General features: G+C 55.9%; 28 protein-coding genes (1 of these 28 running past the window's edge). 26 read left to right on the forward strand and 2 right to left on the reverse strand.

What is annotated here, in order from left to right; translation table 11 throughout:
* The first annotated feature begins 366 nt into the window (after positions 1–366).
* A complete protein-coding gene (cooS, locus tag G7K71_RS11760) occupies positions 367–2,388 on the forward strand; it encodes an anaerobic carbon-monoxide dehydrogenase catalytic subunit (RefSeq protein ID WP_166346672.1) in 2,022 nt (673 codons plus the stop codon).
* 24 nt (positions 2,389–2,412) lie between these two features.
* Positions 2,413–4,611, forward strand: a complete 2,199-nt coding sequence (gene acsB, locus G7K71_RS11765) for an acetyl-CoA decarbonylase/synthase complex subunit alpha/beta (protein WP_207712894.1) — start codon at positions 2,413–2,415, stop codon at positions 4,609–4,611.
* Between the two features lie 344 nt (positions 4,612–4,955).
* Here acsB and G7K71_RS11770 read toward each other — a convergent pair whose 3' ends face one another.
* Positions 4,956–6,374 carry an aspartate aminotransferase family protein gene (locus G7K71_RS11770; RefSeq protein ID WP_166346675.1) on the reverse strand — a complete coding sequence of 473 codons (1,419 nt, stop codon included), beginning with the start codon at positions 6,372–6,374 and terminating at the stop codon, positions 4,956–4,958.
* Between the two features lie 280 nt (positions 6,375–6,654).
* On the opposite strand from G7K71_RS11770, the gene ylxM reads away from it, so the two are divergent.
* The 23 genes from ylxM (at position 6,655) to G7K71_RS11880 (ending at position 23,338) form a co-directional block, all read left to right on the forward strand.
* Positions 6,655–6,990 (forward strand): YlxM family DNA-binding protein, encoded by a 336-nt coding sequence (gene ylxM, locus G7K71_RS11775; RefSeq protein WP_013823204.1) that lies wholly within the window; start codon positions 6,655–6,657, stop codon positions 6,988–6,990.
* Positions 6,991–6,994: 4 nt separating this feature from the next.
* A complete protein-coding gene (ffh, locus tag G7K71_RS11780; protein WP_207712895.1) occupies positions 6,995–8,365 on the forward strand; it encodes a signal recognition particle protein in 1,371 nt (456 codons plus the stop codon).
* A 30-nt stretch (positions 8,366–8,395) separates the two neighbouring features.
* On the forward strand, positions 8,396–8,662 hold the full coding sequence (gene rpsP / locus G7K71_RS11785) for a 30S ribosomal protein S16 (protein ID WP_013823202.1): 267 nt from the start codon (positions 8,396–8,398) through the stop codon (positions 8,660–8,662).
* Between the two features lie 23 nt (positions 8,663–8,685).
* Positions 8,686–8,913: a KH domain-containing protein gene (locus tag G7K71_RS11790; protein WP_013823201.1), complete on the forward strand. Its 228-nt coding sequence runs from the start codon at positions 8,686–8,688 to the stop codon at positions 8,911–8,913.
* A 165-nt stretch (positions 8,914–9,078) separates the two neighbouring features.
* Positions 9,079–9,510: a YlqD family protein gene (locus tag G7K71_RS11795; protein WP_013823200.1), complete on the forward strand. Its 432-nt coding sequence runs from the start codon at positions 9,079–9,081 to the stop codon at positions 9,508–9,510.
* Entirely contained in the window at positions 9,503–10,012 is a 510-nt protein-coding gene (rimM, locus tag G7K71_RS11800; RefSeq protein ID WP_166346678.1) for a ribosome maturation factor RimM, read from the forward strand. Before G7K71_RS11795 ends, rimM begins: the two co-directional genes overlap by 8 nt.
* A 14-nt stretch (positions 10,013–10,026) precedes the next feature.
* Positions 10,027–10,776 (forward strand): tRNA (guanosine(37)-N1)-methyltransferase TrmD, encoded by a 750-nt coding sequence (trmD, locus tag G7K71_RS11805; protein WP_166346681.1) that lies wholly within the window; start codon positions 10,027–10,029, stop codon positions 10,774–10,776.
* Positions 10,777–10,887: 111 nt separating this feature from the next.
* Positions 10,888–11,229: a 50S ribosomal protein L19 gene (gene rplS, locus G7K71_RS11810; RefSeq protein ID WP_013823197.1), complete on the forward strand. Its 342-nt coding sequence runs from the start codon at positions 10,888–10,890 to the stop codon at positions 11,227–11,229.
* Positions 11,230–11,300: 71 nt separating this feature from the next.
* Positions 11,301–11,867 (forward strand): signal peptidase I, encoded by a 567-nt coding sequence (lepB, locus tag G7K71_RS11815; protein WP_166346684.1) that lies wholly within the window; start codon positions 11,301–11,303, stop codon positions 11,865–11,867.
* 13 nt (positions 11,868–11,880) lie between these two features.
* Positions 11,881–12,294: a hypothetical protein gene (locus tag G7K71_RS20065; protein ID WP_313884974.1), complete on the forward strand. Its 414-nt coding sequence runs from the start codon at positions 11,881–11,883 to the stop codon at positions 12,292–12,294.
* The gene (locus tag G7K71_RS20070) at positions 12,272–12,730 is read left to right on the forward strand and encodes a GTPase (protein WP_313884975.1); all 459 of its coding nucleotides are present in this window, start codon (positions 12,272–12,274) and stop codon (positions 12,728–12,730) included. The genes G7K71_RS20065 and G7K71_RS20070 overlap by 23 nt, the downstream gene beginning before the upstream one ends.
* A 127-nt stretch (positions 12,731–12,857) precedes the next feature.
* On the forward strand, positions 12,858–13,463 hold the full coding sequence (locus G7K71_RS11825; RefSeq protein ID WP_166346686.1) for a ribonuclease HII: 606 nt from the start codon (positions 12,858–12,860) through the stop codon (positions 13,461–13,463).
* A gap of 125 nt (positions 13,464–13,588) precedes the next feature.
* Positions 13,589–13,945 carry an NADH-quinone oxidoreductase subunit A gene (locus G7K71_RS11830; protein WP_013823193.1) on the forward strand — a complete coding sequence of 119 codons (357 nt, stop codon included), beginning with the start codon at positions 13,589–13,591 and terminating at the stop codon, positions 13,943–13,945.
* Positions 13,936–14,475, forward strand: a complete 540-nt coding sequence (locus G7K71_RS11835) for an NADH-quinone oxidoreductase subunit B (RefSeq protein WP_121451059.1) — start codon at positions 13,936–13,938, stop codon at positions 14,473–14,475. The genes G7K71_RS11830 and G7K71_RS11835 overlap by 10 nt, the downstream gene beginning before the upstream one ends.
* Positions 14,468–14,926: an NADH-quinone oxidoreductase subunit C gene (locus tag G7K71_RS11840; RefSeq protein ID WP_013823191.1), complete on the forward strand. Its 459-nt coding sequence runs from the start codon at positions 14,468–14,470 to the stop codon at positions 14,924–14,926. The genes G7K71_RS11835 and G7K71_RS11840 overlap by 8 nt, the downstream gene beginning before the upstream one ends.
* A 28-nt stretch (positions 14,927–14,954) precedes the next feature.
* Positions 14,955–16,049: an NADH-quinone oxidoreductase subunit D gene (locus tag G7K71_RS11845; protein WP_013823190.1), complete on the forward strand. Its 1,095-nt coding sequence runs from the start codon at positions 14,955–14,957 to the stop codon at positions 16,047–16,049.
* A 25-nt stretch (positions 16,050–16,074) separates the two neighbouring features.
* Positions 16,075–17,127 (forward strand): NADH-quinone oxidoreductase subunit NuoH, encoded by a 1,053-nt coding sequence (gene nuoH / locus G7K71_RS11850; protein WP_121451060.1) that lies wholly within the window; start codon positions 16,075–16,077, stop codon positions 17,125–17,127.
* Between the two features lie 4 nt (positions 17,128–17,131).
* Positions 17,132–17,629: an NADH-quinone oxidoreductase subunit I gene (locus G7K71_RS11855; protein WP_166346689.1), complete on the forward strand. Its 498-nt coding sequence runs from the start codon at positions 17,132–17,134 to the stop codon at positions 17,627–17,629.
* A gap of 5 nt (positions 17,630–17,634) precedes the next feature.
* The gene (locus tag G7K71_RS11860) at positions 17,635–18,153 is read left to right on the forward strand and encodes an NADH-quinone oxidoreductase subunit J (protein WP_013823187.1); all 519 of its coding nucleotides are present in this window, start codon (positions 17,635–17,637) and stop codon (positions 18,151–18,153) included.
* Entirely contained in the window at positions 18,137–18,454 is a 318-nt protein-coding gene (gene nuoK, locus G7K71_RS11865; protein ID WP_013823186.1) for an NADH-quinone oxidoreductase subunit NuoK, read from the forward strand. Before G7K71_RS11860 ends, nuoK begins: the two co-directional genes overlap by 17 nt.
* A 21-nt stretch (positions 18,455–18,475) precedes the next feature.
* Positions 18,476–20,395 carry an NADH-quinone oxidoreductase subunit L gene (gene nuoL / locus G7K71_RS11870; RefSeq protein WP_166346692.1) on the forward strand — a complete coding sequence of 640 codons (1,920 nt, stop codon included), beginning with the start codon at positions 18,476–18,478 and terminating at the stop codon, positions 20,393–20,395.
* The gene (locus tag G7K71_RS11875; RefSeq protein ID WP_166346695.1) at positions 20,396–21,913 is read left to right on the forward strand and encodes a NuoM family protein; all 1,518 of its coding nucleotides are present in this window, start codon (positions 20,396–20,398) and stop codon (positions 21,911–21,913) included.
* Entirely contained in the window at positions 21,914–23,338 is a 1,425-nt protein-coding gene (locus G7K71_RS11880; RefSeq protein WP_121451064.1) for an NADH-quinone oxidoreductase subunit N, read from the forward strand.
* A gap of 55 nt (positions 23,339–23,393) precedes the next feature.
* Here G7K71_RS11880 and G7K71_RS11885 read toward each other — a convergent pair whose 3' ends face one another.
* Entirely contained in the window at positions 23,394–24,023 is a 630-nt protein-coding gene (locus G7K71_RS11885; RefSeq protein WP_313884976.1) for a superoxide dismutase, read from the reverse strand.
* A 251-nt stretch (positions 24,024–24,274) separates the two neighbouring features.
* On the opposite strand from G7K71_RS11885, the gene G7K71_RS11890 reads away from it, so the two are divergent.
* Positions 24,275–24,693 carry the 5' portion of a C-GCAxxG-C-C family protein gene (locus G7K71_RS11890; protein WP_013823181.1) on the forward strand. It continues 19 nt past the right edge of the window, so 419 of the gene's 438 nt are visible here — the first part of the coding sequence; its start codon is at positions 24,275–24,277; its stop codon lies beyond the right edge, outside the window.

Raw genomic sequence — 24,693 nt, forward strand, 5'->3', positions numbered from 1 at the left:
GTTTCGCCGACCGGGCAAAGGTTATAGCCTTAACGATATGATAATTGCCCCGGTACTTTGGTAAAGAGCGGCCTGTCTTAGTGAAATTATGTTAAAGAATATATACCCTTATAAATCGAACATAAATTCATTACATGCCTTAATGGGGAAGAATATGGTCATAATTAACATTTGTCCGTTAGTCGAGCCTCTGGTAAAGTAGAACTAATAATCACAATGTTTTACTAAATCTTAAATTATTGCGGAGGGGGGACGCATTTTCGTACAGCCCGGGAGAAAAGGTTCAAAGGGGCGGGAAAAGCTTTATGAGAGGTTCTTAACGTCTTCCTGCAATTAACCTGTTTAATGTTTAAGGAGGTCAGATAAATGCCAAGGTTTAGGGATCCCCAGCTAACCAGCCGGCCTTCGGATAAGACCCCCCGGGTCATTGATCCCAAGAGTGTCAGGCGTTCCGTTGATCCGGCCGTCCTGGAAATGATTGATGTAGCCCAAGAGCAGGGTGTGATTACCGCCTTTGACCGGGTGGTGGCCCAGCAGCCCCAGTGCCAGTTTGGTTATAAGGGCATTTGCTGCCGCATCTGCATGATGGGTCCCTGCCGGATTAAAGCGGAAGAAGGGCCGGCGAGCAGGGGCATATGCGGTGCCAATTCCTGGACCATTGTGGCCCGCAGTGTGGGTGTAATGATCCTCACCGGCTGTGCCTCCCATGCTCAGCACGGCAACCATATAGCCCATACGCTGGAAATGATTGCGGAGGGGAAAGCTCCCGACTACTCCATTAAGGACCCCGAGAAACTGGTGCGCATTTGTAAGAAAGTGGGGATTGAAACCGAAGGTAAAGAAACTCTGGCTCTGGCGAAAGAGCTGGCTGAAACAGCGCTGGAAGACTTCCGTCGCCTGAAGGGCGAAGGGGAAACTACCTGGGTAGTGAAGCAGCAAATACCTGCCCGGGTAGAAAGGTACAGAAGCCACATGGTCATGCCCCACGGGATTCATGCCACCATTTCCGACCTGGTTACCCAGGCCCACGTGGGGATGGATAACGACCCGGTAAACCTGGTATTCAGCGCCGTACGGGTAGGCCTGGCCGACCTGGCCGGCAAGTGGATTGCCACCGACCTTTCCGACATTATTTTTGGTACTCCCCAACCTGTTGTAAGTGAAGCCAATATGGGGGTTTTAGATCCTAAAAAGGTCAATATCGTTGTGCACGGCCATAATCCCCTTTTAAGCGAAATGATTGTGGCTGCGGCCCGGGAACTGGAAGATGAAGCCAGGGCCGCCGGTGCGGCCGGTATTAACCTGGCTGGGATTTGCTGTACGGGAAACGAAGTGCTCATGCGCCAGGGCATTCCCATAGTGACCTCCTTTTCCTCCCAGGAACTGGCCATCTGTACCGGTGCGGTTGATGCTATGGTGGTGGACGTGCAGTGCATCATGCCCGGTTTAAACACGGTGGCCCAGTGCTTCGGAACCAGGTTGATTACCACTTCGGATATTGTGAAGATTCCCGGCAGCATACACATTGACTATCAGGAAGCAACGGCCATGGCCAACGCTAAAGACGTGATCCGCCAGGCCATTGAAGCCTTTAAAGAACGGGGAACCCGTCCGGTGCACATTCCCAAGGTAAAGAACAAAGTGGTGGCAGGCTGGAGTTTGGAGGCTATCTTTGAACTCTTCAAGACTGTTAACCCCGATAACCCGGTACGGGTGCTCAACGAAGCCATTCTTTCCGGGGAACTGAAGGGCGTCATCCTTATGGCCGGGTGCAACAACCTGAAAACCTTCCAGGATCAGGCCCACCTGGAAATCACCAAAGCCATGCTGAAAAATGACGTTTTTGTTATTTCCACCGGCTGTAATGCCCAGGCGTGCGCGAAGGCGGGCCTGATGGATCCGGCCAAAGTGGATGAGTTCTGTGGTCCCGGGTTGAAGAAATTCTTCCAGCGTATCAGTGAAAAGGCCGATCTGAAATACGGCCTGCCGCCGGTATTCCACATTGGTTCCTGTGTCGACAACTCCCGGGCAGCCGAACTCCTGATGCTGATGGCCGAAGATCTTGGCGTAGATACCCCCAAAGTACCCTTTGTCGCCTCGGCCCCGGAAGCTATGAGCGGTAAGGCCACCAGTATTGGTACATGGGCTGTAACCATCGGCCTGCCCACCCATGTGGGAACCATGCCGCCGGTGGAGGGTTCCGACCTGATCTATAGTATTTTGACGCAGATTGCCAGCGATGTATTTGGGGGTTACTTCATCCTGGAACCCGATATCGAGGTGGCCATACAAAAACTGCTCAATGCCCTGGAGTACCGTACCTGGAAGCTGGGTGTGCATCGTAAAGTAGCAGAAGACTTTGAAACCGCTCTCTGTCAAAACTGGTAAACCTGGGGCGGAGGAGGGAAAATAATGGCCGAAGCCATTAATTTTGACCAGATATTTGAAGGGGCTGTTGAACCGGGCAAGGAGCCAAAGAGACTTTTTAAAGAAGCCTACGAAGGGGCTATTACCGCTGTAAGTTATGCTGAGATTTTGCTTAACCAGGCTATTCGCCGGTACGGCAAGGATCATCCCGTAGGATACCCCGATACCGCTTATTACCTGCCCGTCATTCGCTGCTTAAGCGGCGAGGAGATCAAGACCCTGGGCGACTGCGTACCGGTATTGAACCGTGCCCGGGCAGCCATAAAGGAAGAGAAAACCTTTGCCAATGCCCGGCAGTGGGGGGAATCCACCTGGTACGCGGCGGACATTATCGAGGCCATTCGCTACCTTCAGTATAGCCCGGAGAACCCCCTGCACGTCCCACCCTGGACCGGCTTTATCGGCGACCCGGTGGTGCGCCAGTACGGCACCAAGATGGTGGACTGGACCATCCCCGGCGAAGTCCTGATCCTGGGTCGGGCCAGGGACCCCAAGGAACTGGCCCGGGTGGTCAATAAGTTAATGGGCATGGGCTTCATGCTTTTCCTCTGTGACGAGGTTATCGAACAGCTGCTGGAGGAAGGGGTAAAACTGGGTGTGGACCTGATTGCCTACCCCCTGGGCAACTTCACCCAGGTGGTCCACTGCGCCAACTACGCCCTGCGGGCCGGCATGATGTTCGGCGGCATCAAGCCGGGCTTGAGGGATGCCCAGAGGGACTACCAGCGCCGGCGGATCCGTGCTTTCGTGCTCTACCTGGGCGAGCACGACATGGTCAAGACGGCCGCCTGCATGGGGGCAATCAACATCGGCATTCCCATTATCACCGACCAGCCCCTGCCTGAAGACAAGCAAATAAAGGACTGGTTTATCTACGAGCCGGATCTGGAAAAAGCCATCCAGCTGGGCATGGAGCTGCGCGAAATTAAGATTACCAGCATAGAAATCGATGCACCCATCACCGTCGGTCCGGCCTTCGAGGGTGAGTCCATCCGCAAGAAAGACATGTATGTGGAATTCGGCGGCACCAGGACTCCCAGCTTCGAACTGGTGCGCATGGCCGGCCCGGACGAAGTGGAAGACGGCAAGGTGGAGGTTATTGGTCCCGACATCGACACCGTACAACCGGGAAGCGCCATGCCCCTGGGTATCATCGTGGATGTTTACGGGCGTAAGATGCAGGAAGACTTCGAGCCCGTGCTGGAGCGGCGCATACATTACTTCACCAACTATGGGGAAGGTCTGTGGCACGTGGCCCAGCGGGACATCATGTGGGTGCGCATAAGCAACGGCGCTTTTGCCAAAGGCTTCCGCTTAAAACACCTGGGCAATATCCTCTACGCCAAGTTCAAATCGGAATTTGCCGCGGTGGTGGACCGGGTGCAGGTAACCATTTACACCGACGAGCAAAAGGTACTGGAGATGCGGGAACTGGCCCGGCAGTACTACAAGAAACGGGATGACCGGTTGAAGGAGTTGAAGGATGAAACCGTGGACACCTTCTACTCCTGCACCCTGTGCCAGTCCTTTGCCCCCACCCACGTGTGCATCGTTCCTCCCGAACGGACGGGCCTGTGCGGTGCGGTGAGCTGGCTGGACGCCAAGGCTTCCTATGAAATCAACCCCCACGGGCCAAACCAGCCCATCAAGCTGGAGGGGCTCATAGACCCGGTCAAAGGACAGTGGAAGTCAGTCAACGAATTTGTTCACGCCAACTCCCAGCGGACCATCGAGGCGGTCAACTTCTACACCATCATGGAATATCCCATGACTTCCTGCGGCTGCTTCGAATGCATCCTGGCCATGGTGCCGGAGTGCAACGGCTTTATGGTGGTCAACCGGGAGCACGGCGGCATGACCCCCTCGGGGATGACCTTCTCCACCATGGCCGGCACCATTGGCGGCGGTGCCCAGATGCCCGGGTTCATGGGTATCAGTAAGTCCTACCTGGCATCCCGCAAGTTTGTCCCGGCCGACGGCGGCCTGGCCCGGGTGGTGTGGATGCCCAAGGCCCTGAAAGACCAGCTGCGACCGCAACTGGAAGAAGCCGCCGAAGCAGCCGGCCTGGGCAGGGACTTTGTGGATAAGATTGCCGATGAAACTGTGGGCACCAGCGGCGAAGAGATCCTGCCCTTCCTGGAGGAGAAGGGGCATCCGGCCCTGAGCCTCCCACCGCTGATCTGAGATGTGAGAAGTGAGAAGTGGGAAGTGGGATGAAGTGGGAAGTGGGATTAAGAGGGGATTGGCCTTCGGGGCCAATCCCGTTAAGAATACCAGTTCTGTGCTTTCGGTTTTCTAAAGGGGTTAAGCTCCCTTGGCAGAGCTTTAACCTTCTCCGGCCGTTGCATTACGCTAATGGCCGGGAAATAAATCTCCTTGGCTGTTCCGGCATGGGGAACGGCCCTGCCCTGTGCCGGAAATCTCCCCATTTCAGGGCTTTTCCATCCCACTACAAATTTTGTTTGGTTCCGGCGTTTATAAAGCCGGGCATTTTTTTATCTAAAGCCCGGCTTCCGTTAAAAGGCGAATTATTCCCGCTGGGTCAGGGATTTCAATATGGTCCTCACCCCGGAAGTGGCCATGCTCATAAAGCTCCGGTGTCGTTTGAAGATCTCCTCCAGGGCGGTTACCACCCGGTCGATTTGTTCCCGGGTAACGCAAAGGGGCGGCTCCAGGCGAATTACATTGGGGTTATTCAGGGTATAAGCAGTAATAATACCGTAATTATTTAAAAGTTCCCCGGCAACCAGGCTGCCCGTATATTCTTCAGCCAGCTTGCTGGCCAGCCCGAAAGTAACCTTTGAGGCCAGGCCGCCGGGTTGGTTGAATTCCAGGCCGATCATCAGGCCCCGTCCCCGTACCTCTTTCAGCAGGGGGAAGCGTTCCTGCAGTTCTTTGAGCCGGGCCAGGAAGTAGGCACCATTTTCCCGGGCCTGTTCCACTAAATTTTCCTCGTAAATGACCTGGATGGTGGCCAGGGCTGCGGCGCAGGCCATAGCATTGCCCCCGAAGGTAGAAGTATGTAAAAGGGCCTTTTCCATCCCGCCGTAGGCTTTTTTCCAGATTTCGTCCGTGGTGATGTAGGCCCCCATGGGCATCATTCCGCCGCCCAGGGATTTGGCCAGGCACATGATGTCCGGCTCCACATTTTCCGCCTCGCAGGCAAACATATAACCTGTGCGGCCAAAGCCGGTCTGCACTTCATCGGCGATAAAAAGGGTGCCGTAACGGCTGCAAAGCTCCCGGGCCTTTCTCAGGTAGCCCGGTGGGGGCACGTTGATTCCACCTTCCCCCTGAATTGGTTCCACTATAAAGGCCGCGGCCTGCCGGGACTGCAGGGCCTTTTCCAGGGCTTGTAAATCCCCAAAGGGTATGGCCTGGCACTGGGGTAACAGGGGAGCAAAGGGTTTTTGATATTTTTCCCGCCCGGTGACTGAAAGAGCCCCCATGGTTTTCCCGTGGAAGGAACCCTGGCAGTAGATGACGCCGCTGCGGCCGGTAGCTGCCCGGGCCAGTTTGATTGCTCCTTCCACGGCTTCCGCTCCGCTGTTGCAAAGAAAGGAGCGTTGCAGCTTGCCGGGGGTTATCAGGGCAAGATTGTGGGCCAGGGCGGCGGTAAGAATCCCCAGGGAAGCCTGGAGAATGTTGGGCAATGCCTGGACCCGCTGCAGGGCAGTCAGTACTTTGGGATGGTTGTGTCCCAGGTTCAGGGCACCGTAACCACCCAAGAAATCGAGGTATTCCCGGCCCTGGTTGTCCCACACCGAGATGCCCTGCGCCCGCACAAACAGCCTGTCAAAGCTTAAAAGTTCCAGCATGGTGGCCAGGCCGGCGTTAAGGTACTTTTTATGCAAATCCTTAACCTGTGCCCTGTCCAGGGAGAGGGCCTCCTGGAGATCCAAAAGTCCCGCCGGCCTGTTCGTGGCAGGTTTAGCCTCTTTAGTCAATTATTCTCACCTCTGATCGGCTGTTTAAAATCGTATTGATCCATAGTAATTGTTCAGTAAAACCGCTACCATCGGCACCATTGCGGGGTCACTGAACATTTACGATCCATAACCATAATGTAGTAATGTTACATACAGCCATATTATCACTGCTGGGGATTGCTGTCAAATGCATTCCGCTTGACAGGGCCGGGGGGATCCGATAAAATTTAGTGTAAAGTGTCTATCCTTTATAGGCTTTACTCCAGTTTTCCAGCTGGGGTCAGCAGGAGGACGGGGCATGGAGAAGCTGGCCTGGATGAACCTCCTTTATGATTTTTACGGGCAGCTGTTGACCCAGCGTCAGCAAAAGTTTGTGGAACTTTACTACGCCCATGATCTTTCCCTGGGCGAGATTGCCGAACAATTTGGTGTCAGTCGCCAGGCAGTTCACGACGTGCTGAAAAGGGCGGAGCACATTCTCACCCGGTATGAGGAAAAACTGGGCCTGGTGGCCAAATTTATGGAACAGCGGCGCCGCCTGGGCGAAGCCCTGGCGCTGCTGGATGAAAATAGTTCGATGAACGAGGAAACTCTATCGCGGGTACGGGAAATCCTGCGGGGTGTAATGGGGTGAGATTATGATATTTGAAGGCCTGGCTGAAAAGTTGCAGGAAACCTTCCGCAAGTTAAAAAGTAAAGGCCGGCTTACGGAAGCCGATGTGGACGAGGCTATGAAAGAAGTGCGCCGGGCCCTTCTGGCCGCCGACGTGAATTTCCAGGTGGTAAAATCTTTCGTTGCCCGGGTTAAGGAGCGGGCGGTGGGTCAGGATGTCCTGTCCAGTTTAACACCGGCGCAGCAGGTTATTAAAATTGTGCGGGATGAGCTGGCCGGTTTGATGGGTGGGACCCAGAGCAAGCTCAACCTGGCTCCCAAGCCGCCCACCATAGTGATGATGGTGGGGTTGCACGGGGCGGGGAAAACCACCACGGCGGCCAAACTGGCCAACCTGATGCGCAAACAGGGACGCCGCCCCCTGCTGGTGGCGGGCGACGTCTACCGCCCGGCGGCCATCAAACAATTGCAGGTGCTGGGGGAGCAACTGGGTATCCCTGTATTTTCCATGGGGGACCGGCATACCCCGGTGGATATTGCCCGGGCGGCCGTAGAACACGCCGTAAAACAGGGCCGGGACCTGGTGATCATTGATACAGCCGGAAGGTTGGAAATAAATGAAGAGATGATGGCCGAGCTGGAGACCCTCAAAGCTGCCGTGCGTCCCCACGAGATTTTGCTGGTGGTGGATGCCATGACCGGCCAGGTGGCGGTTAATATAGCCGAGACTTTCAATAAACGGCTGGGACTGGACGGGGTGGTGCTTACCAAACTGGATGGCGACACCCGGGGTGGGGCGGCCCTGTCCATCAAGGCCGTTACCGGCTGTCCCATTAAATTTGTGGGGGTGGGTGAGAAGCTGGATGCCCTGGAACCCTTCCACCCCGACCGCATGGCCGACCGGATTCTGGGCATGGGGGATGTACTCACCCTCATTGAAAAGGCCCAGGCCAATTTCGACGCCGAACAGGTGGCCCGGCTGAATAAAAAGATCCGCAGTGCCGATTTTACCCTGGATGATTTCCTGGAGCAGCTCCAGGAAGTGAAGAAGCTGGGGCCCATCCAGCAGATCATCAGCATGATCCCCGGGCTGGGCAATATGAAGAAGCTGAAGGAACTGGGGGATATTGACGACAGGGAACTGGTTTATGTGGAAGCCATTATCAAATCCATGACCCCCTGGGAACGGGCCCATCCCCACGAGATCAACGGCAGCCGCCGCCGGCGCATTGCCCGGGGCAGCGGGACCACGGTGCAGAAGGTTAACAGCGTTTTAAAACAGTTTGAGCAGACGCGCAAAATGATGCGCCAGCTGGCTGAAATGGGCAAGGGAGGCAAAAAGGGGGGCAAGCTGCCCAAAAACTTGTTCCTGGGTAAAGACAACCCCTTATTTTAAGATACATCCCATCAAGGAGGTGAAGTACCTGTGGCCGTTAAGATCAGATTGAGAAGGATGGGGGCCAAGAAAAACCCTTTTTACCGTATTGTGGTGGCGGATTCCCGTTCCCCCCGGGACGGCCGGTTTGTGGAAGAACTGGGGTATTATGATCCCTTGAAGGATCCGGCTGAAATCAAGATTGACGAAGCCAGGGCACTGAAATGGCTCAGGAACGGTGCCCAGCTTACCGATACCGCCCGGGCGTTGTTCCAGAAAGCCGGGTTGCTGAATAAGCCCGCCGGGGAGAGCCAGTAGGGTTTTAGGGAGGTCTAATGTGTATGAAGGAAGTAGTGGAGATCCTGGCCAAGGCCCTGGTGGATCAACCGGATAAGGTTAGCGTCAATATGATTGAAAAAGAAAAATCATGCCTGATAGAACTTAAGGTAGCCCCGGAAGACATGGGCAAGGTAATTGGCAAACAGGGCCGTATTGCCAGGGCCATCCGCACCGTGGCCAAGGCTGCGGCCGCCAGGCAGCGCAAAAAAGTAACCGTGGAGATAGTATAGGGGAGGGATGTTACCCTCCCCTGGTAAATATTCAGTAGAACCGTTATGACAAGGGTGCGGCGCTGTCAGCGCGTGACAGCGCCGCATCCAACCAGGTTCACTGAAATATCTACCTTCCCTGTACATACATGCGTTTTTTTTGCCCGTCGGTGAGGCGATAAACTTATGCATAAATTGACCATCATTTGCCCCGTGTTGGTTAAGGTTAGAGTTACCGAAGGATACAAACAAAAATTAAGCACCGATATCCAGCAAGCCATCCGCCAGATCGATGTGCAGATGCAGCACCTGGAATTCCAGGCCCGGCGCGTGGTGGCCGAGCTGGAAAAGAAAAATCCCCAGGGTGTACCTGCCGCCCGGCAGCAAATTGAACAGGAGCGCGCCCGCCGGCTGGAGGCCCGGCAAAAGCTCCTGGATAAACTAAAGGAAGTAGCCCGGCTGGCTCCCGGGGAAGAGGTAGTCCACGGGCAGCTTCAAAGTTTGGTGGAATTGAAAGTCGGGGACAACTGGCAGGAGGTTGCCGGTATGGAAGTCATCCTGGAGGATGGTGTGGTCATGGAGATCCGGCCAACCGGAGGGAATGCCCTCGATGGTTGATTACATTAACATCGGCAAGATCGTCACCACCCAGGGTCACCGCGGGGAAGTGCGGGTCCTTCCCCTCACCGATTTCCCCGAGCGCTTTGACCGTATGGACGAGGTGTTAATCCACCACAACGGGGAAAGAAAAATCTATCACATTGAGAAAACCAGGCGCCACAAGGGCTTTATTATCCTTAAATTCAGGGAAGTGCCGGACATGAATGCGGCCCTGGCTCTGAAAGGGGCCTTCCTGCAGGTAACCACGGAACAGCTGGTTGCCCTTCCCGAAGACACGTACTACATCTTTGAGATTATCGGCCTGGATGTATATACCCTGGGTGGTGAGTGGTTGGGAAAAGTTACCGATGTATTAACCACCGGTGCCAATGATGTATATGTGGTGCAGGAGGAGGGCAAACGTCCCCTGCTGATACCGGCATTGAAAAGCGTGGTCCGCAATATCGACCTGGACCGGAAACGCATGGTGGTGGACCTTCCTCCGGGCCTGCGGGACTAGTGGGTGAACCAAAAATGGTGGTAGATATATTAACCCTTTTCCCGGAAATGTTTACCGGCCCCTTCGACGCCAGCATTATTAAAAGGGCCCGGGAGAAGGGACTTGTAGAGATCAACCTGATCAACATCAGGGATTTTTCCCGGAATAAACACCGTACCGTGGATGACACCCCTTACGGGGGTGGGGCGGGCATGGTGATGGCCGCGGAACCCCTGTTTGAGGCCATGGACTGGATCCGTGCCCGGCGGGGAGAACCCGGCAGGGTCATTTTGCTGTGTCCGGCCGGCCGCCCCTTCAACCAGGAGGTGGCGGCGGAACTGGCCCGGGAGGAACACCTGGTCCTCATCTGTGGTCATTACGAGGGCATTGACGAGAGGGTGGCGGAACACCTGGTCACGGACGAGATCTCCATTGGCGATTATGTGCTCACCGGCGGGGAACTGCCGGCCATGGTGGTGGTGGATGCCGTATGCCGCCTGATTCCCGGGGTGCTCGGGGAAAGAGCCTCGGCACAGGAAGAGTCCTTTGCTGACGGCCTGCTGGAATATCCCCACTACACCAGGCCCAGGGAATACCGGGGCTACAGAGTACCGGAAGTGCTTTTAAGCGGTCATCACGAAAAAATCCGCCTCTGGCGGCGGCGCCAGTCTTTGCTGCGCACCCTGGCCAGCCGTCCCGACCTGCTGGCCAGGGCCTCTCTGACCGGGGAAGACAGGAAAATCCTGGCCTCGGTTCTGGAAGAAATAAAAAGCCTGATCCAGTAATGCCTTGCTTTGCTGGTAATCGCTGTGCTATAATTTATTCTGTTGATTTACGGACGGTCCGGTGTTGGACTTATCATATGACCGTCGTCCAGCAGGAAAGGGGGGCGTTAAATGAACCTGATTCAATCCCTGGAACAGGAGCAAATGAAAACGGATATTCCCGATTTCCGTCCCGGGGACACCGTAAGGGTGCATGTGAAGGTGGTGGAAGGAAACCGGGAACGGATTCAGGTATTTGAAGGGGTAGTTATCCGTCGCCGTGGCGGCGGCCTGAGCGAAACCTTTACCGTACGCCGGGTTTCCTACGGTGTGGGAGTGGAAAGGACTTTTCCCCTGCATTCTCCGAGGATTGAACGCATCGAGGTGGTACGGCGGGGCCATGTGCGCCGGGCCAGGCTTTATTACCTGCGTCAGCTGCGGGGTAAGGCCGCCCGCATTCGGGACAGAAGATAGTTGTTTTCACCCAGGGGACTGCCGCGACAGTCCCTTTTTGGCTTTTACGCCTGATGGGAGGGAAGCGATCAATGGAGGATGTGGAACGCGAGACGAACCTGGCCGAAACAGCCCGGCAACCGGAAGGCAAAAAATCTACTTTCGGGGAAATTCTCGAGTCGGTAGTTGTAGCTGTTCTTCTGGCTGCCGTAATCAGGCTTTTTATTTTAGCTCCCTTTTATATCCCGTCGGGTTCCATGGAGCCGACCCTGCAAATAGGAGACCGCATCATTGTCAGCAAGCTTGCCTACCGTTTTGGCGAACCCCGGCGCGGTGATATTGTGGTCTTCAAGTACCCTTTAGATCCCAGCCGGGATTTCGTAAAACGGCTCATTGGTCTGCCTGGAGAAACGGTGGCCCTGCGCAACAACCACCTTTATATTAACGGGCGCCTGGTGACCGAAGATTATTTACCCCGGGACATCCATTTTGCCGATTTCGGTCCCGTGCAGGTTCCTCCCGGTTATTATTTAATGCTGGGGGACAACCGCAACAACAGCGATGACAGCCGGGTCTGGGGTCCCCTTCCCCGGCAGAACATCGTTGGAAAGGCCATCCTGGTCTACTGGCCCCTTGAACGCATCGGGTTGCTGCATTAAAAGGTGATCAAATATGTCCATTCAGTGGTACCCCGGCCACATGGCCAGGGCAAGGCGGCTGGTTCAGGAAAACCTGAAACTGGTGGATGTGGTCATTGAACTGTTGGATGCCCGGATTCCGGCCAGCAGCCGTAACCCGCTCATCGGTAAAATCGTGGGCGGGAAACCCCACCTGGTGGTTCTGAATAAGGAGGATCTGGCCGACCCGCATCTTACCCGCCTCTGGCTGGACTGGTTTCGTGGCCGTGGCCTGCCGGCCCTGGCGGTAGACTCTACACGCAAAAAGGGCGTGGCGGAAGTCCCCATCCTGGTAAGACGCCTGGTGGAAGATAAGATGGCTTCCCTGACCGCCCGCGGCAGGCGCCCCCCCCAATCCCCGCTGTATGGTGGTGGGTATACCCAATGTGGGCAAATCCTTTTTTATTAACGCCCTGGCAGGTTTCCGGGTTACCCGCACGGGCAACCGCCCCGGCGTTACCAGGGGGCAGCAGTGGGTCCGTCTCGCCAGGGAGGTGGAACTGCTGGATACCCCCGGGGTGCTCTGGCCCAAATTTGATGATCCCCGGGTAGGCTTGAAATTGGCCGCCACCGGTGCGATTAAAGAAGAAGTTTTTGATGTAGAGGAGGTTGCCGCCTGGCTGGCGGAGTGGCTGTTGCAATCATTTCCCGCTTCTTTAAAGGAACGTTACCATTTGGAAGAGCTTCCGGCTCAGGGTCACCGGGTGGTGGAACTGATTGGTGCCAGAAGGGGGCTGGTGGGACCGGGAGGTGTCGTGGACAGCTACCGGGCCGCCATTCACCTGTTAAAGGAGTTCCGGGAAGGCCGCCTGGGGCGGTTTACACTGGATGTCCCGCCTGAATAATGAAAAAAAGGGAGTAAAAAATCTTTCCCCCGGGGAGGGATTTGTGTCTAAACCGCGAAAAATTTACTTAAGTATATTATCTGGTCTGAAGTAATATAGTTAAAGCTAAAGAAAGGCCTGACTTTCTTTGGATAGCCTGGAGAACTGGTACCGTTACGAAGAAGAGCTTTTGTACCAGGGTTATTCCCTCGTGGCCGGGGTGGATGAAGCCGGGCGGGGTCCCCTGGCCGGCCCGGTGGTGGCGGCGGCCGTGATTTTACCTGGCCGGGTGTTCCTCCCCGGGCTAAACGACTCCAAGAAGGTTTCCCCCGAGCGGAGGGAGGACCTGGCTCACCGGATTAAACAGGTGGCTCTGGATTGGGCCATCGGTATCTCTACCGTTAACGAGATAGAGCTTTTAAACATTCATTTTGCCTCCCTTTTGGCCATGCGCCGGGCAGTACAGGGTTTGTCGGTGGTGCCGCAGTTCTTGCTCGTAGATGGCCGTTTTCCTCTGAATTTATCTTTGCCCCAGCGAGCCCTGGTGGGGGGAGACGCCTCCAGTGCTTCTATTGCCGCGGCATCTATTCTGGCCAAGGTTACCAGGGACCAGCTCATGCAGGTTTGCCACCATCTCTACCCGCAATACGGCTTTGACCGCCACAAGGGCTATCCCACTTCCGCCCACCGGCAGGCTCTGGCCCGCTGGGGGCCGTGCCCTCTGCACCGGGCTGGCTTCCGTGGAGTGCGGTAGTTTTTGCAAGCGGATAAAATCCCTGCGCCGGGGAGTTACAGAATTCACAAGTCATTTTTTACCGGGCCCTGAAACAGCCCGGTTTGATGTGGAGTGAATTTACTTGGGAAAGGGGGGAGATAAGGGTGCTTTCGGAATGGACGGGGGTACTGTTATTTCTCATCGGTGGGTTGCTTGTTGGTGGCGGAGCTATAGTAACCAGTTATTTGATTCACCCGCGTCGTTACCAGGGGCAGAAGTATGAGCCCTATGAGTGCGGCGTGGACACCATCGGCCCCACCTGGGTGCAGTTCAAGACTAGCTATTTCCTCTACGCTTTGCTTTTTGTCATTTTCGACGTGGAAACAATTTACCTGTATCCATGGGCCGTCAAGTTCCAGAGCCTGGGGTTGTTTGCTTTTATTGAAATGATTATCTTCCTCTTCATTTTAATTGTGGGCCTCTGGTATGCCTGGAAGGAAGGAGCGTTAGAATGGAAGTGACCAAGGATAACCACCCGGTGGAAAAACTGACGAAGGACCCGGCAGTTGTCGGTGAGGTCAAGCGATTGGTTCATATCGCACCTTTGGAAAAGCTCCTGAATATTGCCCGGGCCCATTCCCTGTGGCCGCTGGGCTTCGGCCTGGCCTGCTGTGCCATTGAGGCCCTGATGGCTACCAACGCTTCACGCTTCGATCTCTCCCGTTTCGGATACGAGGTGATGCGCGGAACCCCGCGGCAGGCCGATGTGATGGTTGTGGCGGGTACGGTGACCAAAAAGGCGGCTCCCTTTGTGGTGCGGCTCTATGAGCAGATGAGTGAGCCCAAGTGGGTCATTGCCGTGGGGAGCTGTGCCATTTCCGGAGGGCCCTTTGTAGATTCCTATTATGTTGTTCCCGGGGTGGATAAGCTTTTGCCGGTGGATGTATACGTACCCGGCTGCCCGCCCCGGCCCGAGGCCGTCATCGAAGGTTTTATGATGCTGCGGGACAAAATCAAGAATCCAAAGGTGGTGACACTGCCCCGTGGCTAGTTATGAACCGCCTGTACAGTTGCTGGAAGCGCTGAAGGAAAAATTCCCCGCCATCGAGATCGCCGGGGAAGGGGTGCTCCTTGTTTCCACTGCCGATCTCATCCCTGTGATAACCGAATTAAAGGAAAACCCCGACTACGCTTTTGATTTTCTAACCAACCTCACGGCAGCTGATTACCCGGATCATTTTGAGGTTGTTTACAACCTGGTTTCCCTAAAACACAATTACACCCTGATGGTCAAGGTGAAGCTGGAGGACAAGGAGAATCCTGCCGCACCTTCCCTGTGCCCGCTCTGGGGTGGGGCCAAATGGCAGGAACGGGAGGTATACGATTTGATGGGGATCAACTTCACGGGTTATCCCGGCCATCCCACCCGCATCCTCCTGGACGATAGCTTCAAGGGCCACCCCTTGCGCAAGGATTTCCAATGGGAAGGTGGCAGGGAGTAGCCTTCCACGATTTTCGGGAGGTGTGTAAATGAAAACACAAACTTACGTGCTCAACATGGGTCCCCAGCATCCCAGTACCCACGGTGTTTTCCGGATCATCCTGGAGCTGGACGGCGAGGTGGTGGTGAAGGCCACTTCCGTTCCCGGCTACCTGCACCGGGGTATTGAAAAGCTGGCGGAAGCCCGGACCTACACCCAGGTAATTCCCTACACCGACCGCATGGACTACCTGGCTTCGATGCTCATGAACTGGGGTTATGTGGCGGCGGTGGAAAAGCTGATGGGTGTCGAAGTGCCCGAGAGGGCTGAATATATCCGGGTCATTGTGGGTGAGCTTTCCCGGATTGCCAGCCATTTGGTGGCCGTAGGCACCTACAGCGTGGACATCGGCGGGTTTACCGGATTTCTTTATTGCTTCCGGGACCGGGAGCGGGTGCTGGATCTTCTGGAAATGGTTTCCGGTTCCCGCATGACTTTCAGCTACTTCCGCATTGGCGGTGTAGCCGATGATTTACCCCCCGAGTTTTTCCCGCCCCTGCAAAAATTCTTAAAAGATCTGCCCTCCCTGTGCGATGAATACGACGGCCTGATCACGGGCAACGAGATCTTCCAGGCCCGTACAAAATACGTCGGGATCATCACTCCCGAGATGGGTATCAATTACAGCCTGAGCGGTCCTGTTTTAAGGGGCAGCGGTATTCCCTATGACCTGCGCAAGGTGCGCCCCTACGGCGTATACGACCGCTTTGACTTTGAAGTGCCGGTGGGGAAAAACGGGGACTGCTTTGACCGTTTTGTCTGCCGGATCAAAGAAATCCGCCAGTCGGCCCGCATTATCCAGCAGGCGGTGGAGGGCCTGCCCGAGGGTCCCATTATGGCCAAAATACCCAAAGTGATCAAACCCCCGGCCGGGGAGGCCTATGCGGAAATTGAAAGCTCCAAGGGCATCCTGGGCTGCTATGTGGTCAGCGATGGCAGTCCCAAGCCCTACCGGGTGCACTTCCGCCGGCCCTCCTTCATTAATCTGGGCTATCTGGATGAACTGCTGGTGGGCTGGAAGATTGCCGATGTCATCGCCATCCTGGGCAGTCTGGATATAGTTCTGGGTGAAGTTGATTGCTAAAAAATGGAGTTAGGGGAGAAGAGGCATGGGTGAAAATATTTTTACCGGTATTGCCGCGGGCCTGCGAACCTATCTGGCCGGTGCCGGTGTGCCTCCCTTGGCCAGTGAATTTATCGTCATGGTCGTTAAGCTACTGGCAGTTATTATATTTGTTTCCCTCAACGTCGTCTGGCTGGTGTACATGGAGCGGAAGGTCGCCGCTTATATCCAGTGCCGGATCGGACCCAACCGGGTTGGTCCCAAGGGCCTGCTCCAGACTGTAGCAGACGTGGTGAAACTTCTGGCCAAGGAAATTATTATCCCGCGGCGGGTGGATAAGGTCGTTTATCTGGCCGCTCCCGTCCTTGTGTTTGTTCCCCCGATGATGGCCTTCGCGGTCATCCCCTGGGGAGAGGGCATGGCCCCCATTGACCTGAACATCGGCGTTTTTTACGTGCTGGCCGTTGCTTCCCTTTCCACCATCATCTTCTGGATGGGCGGCTGGTCCTCCAACAACAAATACTCCCTGGTGGGCGGCATGCGGGTGGTGGCCCAGATGGTCAGTTACGAGTTGCCCCTGGTGCTTTCCCTGCTGGGAGTAATCATGCTCACCGGTACCCTGAGCATCACCGAGATTGTCAATGCCCAGCGCGGCACGTGGTTTATTTTTGCGCAGCCCCTGGCCTTCCTGATTTACTTCATTGCCGGGGTATCCGAGGTCAACCGTACCCCCTTTGACCTGGTGGAAGGCGAGTCGGAGATTATTGCCGGCCCCTACACCGAGTACAGCGGTATGGGCTATGCCATGTACATGCTGGCGGAATACGGCAGCATGATGGTCATTTCCTGCATGTGTACCATCATGTTCCTGGGCGGCTGGCTGGCTCCCTTCGGGTGGACTTTCCTGCCTTCCTGGTTCTGGTTCTTTATCAAGGTCTACGCCATGATCTTCATCTTCATGTGGATCCGCTGGACTTACCCCCGTATCCGGGTTGACCAGTTAATGGGCTTTGGATGGAAAGTGCTGGTGCCGCTTTCCCTGGCCAACATATTTGTTACCGGTGTGGGTATGTACATCTACCGGGCGATAGGGTGGTGATTGAATGTTCGGACAAGGTCTATTAAAGGGCCTGGCCATCACCTGGAAGGAACTGTTTACCAGGAAGGTTACCGTGCAATATCCAGAGGAAAAGGTTCCCCTGCCTGAACGTTATCACGGTCGCTTTGAACTGGATGTGGATAAGTGCATTGCCTGCGGCCTGTGTGCCAACGCCTGTCCCAATAAGGTAATTCAGATTACCAGGGAGAAGGTGGGCAAAAAGCAGTACCTGACCAAATATGTCATGCGTATCGAATATTGCCTGTTCTGCGGGTTGTGTGTGGAGTCATGCAATAAAGACGCTCTTAAGTTCAGCCATGTAATCAACATGAACCAGTTCTTCCGGGACAAGGTGCGCCTGGTGCTGGTGGATCGTCCTGCTCCCGAAGCTTTACCCGAGGAGGAGCCGGCGGAAGCAGCTGCCGAACATCCGGCGGGGGCCCGGGCCAAGACCGCCAAGGCAGAAGTGGCCGCCGGCAAGGCTCCTGGCGAGGAGGGTTAATTTATATGGAAGGCATTTGGATGACTGCCGCTTTCTACCTGCTGGCCGCCACCATCCTGGGATCGGCTCTCCTGGTGGTCGTGCTCAGGAACATCGTGCACTCGGTGCTCTGGCTGGCGGTGTGTTTTGTGGCCATGGCCGGTCTGTTCCTGACCCTGGACGCCGATTTTCTGGCCGCGGTGCAGGTACTGGTGTATGCCGGTGCGGTGTGTATCATGGTGGTCTTCGGTATCATGCTCATCCAGCGCGGCGACATGGGGAGCACCAACCTGTTTAACAACCAGACCAAAGCTGCGGCAGGGGTGGTGGCCCTGGTGCTGGTTGTTTGCGGTTATCTTGCCGCAACCACCCCCTGGGCGAGCCCGGCTGCGGCCGTGCCGGAAAAAACCGTGGAAAGCATAGCCGAAATTATGCTGAGCAAGTACGTCATTCCCTTTGAAGTAGCTGCCATTCTCCTGCTGGTGGCCCTGGTGGGAGCCATTTTCCTGGCCAAGGAGGTAAAAGCCGATGTTCACAACGATTAGCCTCACCCACTACATGGTGCTATCGGCGCTGCTTTTTGGTATCGGTCTCTTTGGCGTGCTGGCCAAAAGGAATGCCATTGCAGTGCTCATCTGTATTGAGTTGATGCTCAATGCCGTGAATATTAACCTGGTGGCCATCAGCAAGTATATAACCCCCACCCTTTTCATGGGTCAGCTCTTTGCCATTTTCGTAATCACGGTGGCCGCTGCCGAAGTGGGGGTTGGGTTGGCCATCATCATTGCCATCTACCGCAACAGGGTATCGGTTAACCTGGATGACTTTGACTGGCTTAAGTGGTAGGAAAGGTGGGTGTCCAACGAGATGGTTGAATTTGCGATGCACCACGCCTGGCTGGTGCCCCTGCTGCCTGCTCTGGCCTTTTTAGCCATCGTCTTTTTGACCAGGCCCTGGCCCATGCTCAGCGCCCTGGTGGCCGTGGCCGGAATAGTGGGTTCCTTTATCGTTTCGGCCCTGGCAGCATACGGCGTGTTTACCAATCCGGCATTTAAGGAAGAACCCCTGGTCTACGCCGTGCGGTGGTTTTCCATGCCCGGCCTGCAGATAGACGTAGGGGTGCAGCTTGATCCCGTATCGGCCATGATGATTTTCATGGTCTCCATGGTGGCGTCCCTGATCTTTATCTACGCCATCGGTTACATGAAAGGCGATCCCGGCTTTTCGGTGTTCTTCTCCTATGTTTCCCTGTTTGCTGCCTCCATGCTCCTGCTGGCCATTTCCAGCAACCTGCTGGAAATGTTTGTGGCCTGGGAGCTGGTCGGTCTGTGTTCCTACCTGTTGATCGGGTTTTACAGCCACAAGATTTCCGCCCGGGAGGCGGCAAAGAAAGCCTTTATCACCTGCCGTGTTGCCGACTTCGGTTTATTGCTCGGGCTTTTGTCGCTGCAAATTGTCTTTGGCACTTTGAACCTGGTGGAGCTTTCCGAAAAAATTGCCCACTTCGAGCAATATACCACTTTCGGCGTGTTAAGCCTCATTGCCGTGCTGGTGTTTATCGGGCCCATCGGTAAGTCGGGCCAGTTCCCCCTGCACGTGTGGTTGCCGGATGCCATGGAAGGTCCCACCCCGGTCAGCGCCCTGATCCACGCCGCTACCATGGTGGTGGCCGGTGTCTACCTGGTGGCCCGGACCATGTTCCTCTTCCACGAAGTGCCCAATGCCATGGAACTGGTGGCCATCACCGGTGGTTTCACGGCCCTGTTTGCCGCCACCATTGCCGTCACCCAGCGGGAAATCAAGCGCATTCTGGCCTACTCCACGGTCAGCCAGATCGGCTACATGATGCTGGCCCTGGGGGTGGGCAGCATGACGGCCAGCCTGTTCCACATGTGGACCCATGCCTTCTTTAAAGCCCTCATGTTCCTGGGCGCCGGCAGCGTGCTGCATGCCCTGCACCACAAGGCGGACGTGTGGGAGATGGGCGGCCTGATCAAGAAAATGCCCATTACCGGCTGGACTTTTGTCATTGGTGGCCTGGCCATAGCCGGTATTCCCCCCTTTGCCGGGTTCTGGAGCAAGGACGAAATCCTGGCCATGACCCTGGAGAGCGGGCATTATGTCCTCTTTGTCATGGCTGCCTTTACCGCTTTCCTGACCGCCTTTTACATGTGGCGGCTGATCTTCCTGACCTTCTTTGGCGACGAGAATCCGGAGAACCACCCGCACGAATCTCCTCCGGTAATGACCCTGCCCTTGATCGGCCTGGCTATTTTATCTACCGTTGGCGGCCTGGTGGGGACTCCCTGGGCGCCCTACTGGGGCGAGTGGATCTTCTTTGGTCATCCTCACCACGTAGAGCCCAACTACTGGGTCATGATCGGCTCCATCGTGCTGGCCGCAGCCGGCATTTACCTGGCCTACCAGCTCTACTGTGCGGATAAGACCAAAGCCAGGGCAAAGGAACTGGCCGAACGTTACAAGCACATCTACACCATCCTGTACAACAAGTACTATATTGATGAAATCTACCTCTGGTTCAACCATACCATCATTGATGGTGCGGCCAAACTGTTCTACCTGTTCGACATCTATGTGGTGGACGGCGTTATCGTCAACGGCCTGGGCGCCCTGACCTGCCTGTTTGGCGAAGGCCTGCGGGTGACCAACACCGGCCGGCTCCAGAACTACGCCCTGGTGTTTTTCCTGGGTGTGCTGGCCGTGGTCGTTCTCCTGGCCTTTACCGGTCCTTCGGCTGCCAGCCTGATTGTGGGGGGTGTGAAGTAAATGGAAGGCTTCCCCGTTTTACTAACCATCCTGCTTGCTCCCGTGGTGGCAGCGGTGATCATGGCTTTTATTCCCCGGGAGGAGCACATGCTCATCAAATGTATCGCGGCTACGGGAACCTTCATTTCCATGGCCATGTCCCTGTACGTGTACTTTGCCTACGACCAATCCCTGGGCGGTCTGCAGTTTGTGCAGCAGGTGCCCTGGATTAAGGATCTGGGCGTCACTTTCTTCCTGGGCGTGGACGGCATCAGCCTGCCCATGCTGTTGCTGACCAACCTGATTGGTTTTTCGGCGGTTTTTGCCTCCTGGAATGTCGACCACCGTCCGCGGGATTTCTTCATCCTGCTGTGTCTCTTGATCACCGGTGTGATGGGCACCTTTGTGGCCCAGGACCTGTTTATCTTCCTGCTCTTCTACGAAGTGGTGGTCATTCCCATCTACATCCTGGTGATCATCTGGGGTAGCACCAAGCGGGTAACCAAGGAATACGCCGGTATGAAGCTGACCATCTACCTTTTGATTGGTTCAGCCTTCCTGCTGGTAGGCGTGATCGCCCTGTTTATGAAGACTGCGGCCATTTCCGGCGTGCCCGATATGAGCTTTACGGGCCTGGCTCGGGCCGCCCAGGGGTTGAGCGATTTCGACCAGAAATGGCTCTTTGCCCTGATGCTTTTTGGCTTTGGTTCGCTTCTCTCCATGTGGCCCTTCCACTCCTGGTCGCCCGACGGTTACGCCGGTGCTCCCACGGCGGTGAGTATGATTCACGCCGGGGTGCTGAAAAAGATCGGTGGTTACGGTTTAATTCGCATCGCCCTTTATGTCCTGCCGGTGGGCGCTAAATTCTGGGCACCGGTGATTGCCGTGCTCGGTGTATGTGGCGTGGCCTATGCGGCTATGGCGGCCCTGGCCCAGAAAGACCTCAAGTATATCGTCGGTTACTCCAGCGTGAGCCACATGGGTTATGTGCTCCTGGCCGTGGCTTCCCTGAACGTCGTCGGCTTAAACGGCGCCGTGGCCAACATGTTTGCCCACGGGATCATGGCGGCACTGTTCTTCTCCACCATCGGCTTCATTTACGAAAAGACCCACACCCGCTGGATTCCCGATCTGGGCGGATTGGCCCGGCAGACACCCCGCCTGGCCGTGGCCTTCATGCTGGCGGCCATGGCTTCCCTGGGTCTGCCCGGCCTGGTGAGCTTTATACCCGAGTTTACCATCTTTGTGGCCTCCTTCAAGGTTTACGGGGGCCTGGCCGTGGTGGCCATTGCCGGGATTATCATCACCGCCCTTTATGCCCTGCGGGCCGGTGCCAACACCCTTTTTGGGCCGCCCCGTCCTGAGTATGACTCTCTGAAGGACATCCGGGGTCCCGAGCTGGTGCCCCTGGCCGTACTGGGTACCGTTCTGGTGGTGGGCGGTCTTCTCCCCTTCCTGCTCTTCGACATGGTCAATAGCGGCATCGTGCCCCTGATGGCCGAGATTAGCGGTGCGCTTCAGTTAGGGGGGAGTTTTTAGATGAATGTGGATCTCTCGTTGTTGGCGCCTGAGATTGCCATGGCCATCCTGGGCCTTGGTGTACTGATCCTGGGGTTGCTCGTTCCCAAAGGCTCCCGTCACGGCCTGGGCTGGGTTACGGCCCTGGGGTTGCTGGGAGTGCTGGGGTTGACCATCGCCGGGTGGAACAATCAGGGTTCCCTTTATGAAGGCATCTTTATCGTTGACCGGTATGCCATCTTCTTCAAGATAACCTTCCTCACGGCGGCCTTTCTGGTCACCCTGGGCTGTATGCGCTACGTTGACGAGATGGGCGATCAAAGCGAGTATTACAGCATGATGCTGTTTGCCACCCTGGGGATGATGGTGCTGGCTTCGGCCGGAGACTTCATGACCCTCTACCTGGGGTTGGAGCTCATGACCATTGCCTTTATCGTGCTGGTGTGCTTCCGCCGTACCGAAACCAGGTCGGTGGAGGCCGGGATTAAATACATCCTCCTGGCGGGAATGTCCTCGGCGGTGCTGTTGTACGGCCTGAGCCTGGTTTACGGTGTGACCGGGTCGGTGGTCATCTCCGAAGTGGGTCAGGCGGTAACCACAGAGCCCGTGCCCGCCCTGATCCTGGGCGTGGCCATGCTGGTGGCGGGCCTGGGTTTCAAGATTTCCGCCGTGCCCTTCCATATGTGGACGCCGGATGTGTACGAAGGGGCACCCACACCGGTGACCTCCTTCCTGGCCGTAGGCTCCAAGGCAGCCTCTTTTGCCATCCTGTTGCGGGTGTTTGTAGCGGCCCTGCCGGGGCTCTGGGCCCACTGGACCATGCTGGTGGCCATTCTTTCGGCTGTCACCATCATTGTGGGCAACCTGGTGGCCATTCCCCAGACCAACATCAAGCGCCTGCTGGCCTACTCCAGCATCGCCCAGGCGGGCTACATCCTGGTCGGTCTGGTCACCGCCAGTGAAGCCGGGATTAAAGGCGTAATGTTCTACGCTTTCCTGTATGTCTTTGCCACCATCGGCGCCTTTACCGTGGCCGCCTATTTCTACAATGTAACCGGCAGTGATGAAATCAAGGACTATGCGGGTTTGAGCCAGCGCTCCCCCTTGATGGCCGCGGTAATGGTCATCTCCATGCTCTCCATGGCCGGCATTCCGCCCCTGGCGGGCTTTGTGGGCAAATTCTATCTCTTCAAGACCATTGTGGACAATTACCTGTGGCTGGCCTTCATCGGCCTGATCATGAGCATGGTGTCGGTCTACTACTACCTGCGGGTGGCCCTGGTCATGTACCGGGACGAACCGGTTGATCATACGCCCATTTCTTTGAGCGGCCCGGTGGCCCTGACCCTGATCATCACCATGGTGGCCACCCTGGTGCTGGGCATTTATCCCGGACCGCTGTCGGAAGTGGTCAACACGGCGGCTCATTCCTTCTTCCTCCCTTAGGAATAGACCGCAGGTACACAACAAACCGGAAGCGGGGTTTCAACGCCCCGCTTTCTTATCGTCCCTGCAGGGCTTGAAACCGGGCGCCGGCCGCGGCCCAGTTTATGTTCTGGAAGAAGGCTTCGATATAGCTCCGGCGGTCGGTGCCGTAATCAATGTAGTACGCATGTTCATATACATCCAGGACGAGGATGGGCTGCGTGCGGACAAAAATCCCCACATTATGGGCGTCGGCCGAGTAGCTGTGCAAAAAGCCGTCGTCCTGGTCGTAGGACAGGATCACCCATCCCCGTGAGGCCAGCCCCGAAGCTTTGAAATCGTTTTCCCAAAACTCATAAGAGCCATAACTGAAAACAATAGCCTCATAAAGGGCGCCTGTGGGCCGGCCTCCCGGTCCTCCCAGGTTGCCGAAATATAGCTCGTGCAGCTTTACGCCGTTTGTGGCGTAGCTCTCTTCTACCTTCAGTTCCCGCAGGGGGCTGTAGGTGGAGTTGGCCGACGCACGGTCTACCGTACGCAGGCGGTTACGAATTTCGTTGGTTTTGTTGACATAACCCTCATAAAGTTTGTAGTGCTCCTGAATGGTCCGGGCAGAAATGCCCCTTAAGCGCAGCAACTCCGGAGGCAGCGGCTTGGCTCTGACCGGGGTGAACGCCCCCCCCGCTGGGCGGATAATCCATGTCACCTACGTGAACTATCTGCCTGTCGCCCGCCATATGCTCTTCCTGGAGGTGCCTTTTACTGGCGTAGCGTCCGGTAACCTGGCCATCCATGTGGAAATCCCCTCCCGTAAATTTCTTGTTATTATATGAGTTTCTCTTTCCAGATGTTTCCTTGCAAGTATTGTTAATAGCTTTTTAACCAGCTTAGAAAGGAATAAGAGAATGTTTAGAGAAATAAACCAGCAATGTAATTGATCAGAACGGAGTGGTGAAAATGGCTGAGGATCTGGCCCTTGAAGCAAGGAACAGGGCGGGGAACTACTTCCGTGAGGGCTATAACTGTGCCGAGTCCATTTTTTTAACTTTCCGGGAACTGGTGGTCCCGGAGGTGGAGCGGGATCTCGTCCGCCTGGCCACCGGTTTTGGAGGCGGGTTGGGACACGCGGGGTGCCTCTGCGGGGCGCTGACCGCTTCCACCATGGTTCTCGGCCTGCTTTGCGGGCGTACCGATCACCGGCAGGACCGCTACCGGGCCTACGGGCTGGCCAAAGATTTCCACGACCGCTTTGAAGAAAAATTTGGGGCTACCTGTTGCCGGGCCTTAAACCCCCATCCCTTTGATACACCGGAACACCTGCGCTACTGCCTGAAGATTACCGGAAATACGGCCAGGCTGCTCATGGAGTACCTGCA

Origin of the sequence: Desulfofundulus sp. TPOSR (assembly GCF_011393055.1) — a bacterium.
Taxonomy (GTDB): domain Bacteria; phylum Bacillota; class Desulfotomaculia; order Desulfotomaculales; family Desulfovirgulaceae; genus Desulfofundulus; species Desulfofundulus kuznetsovii.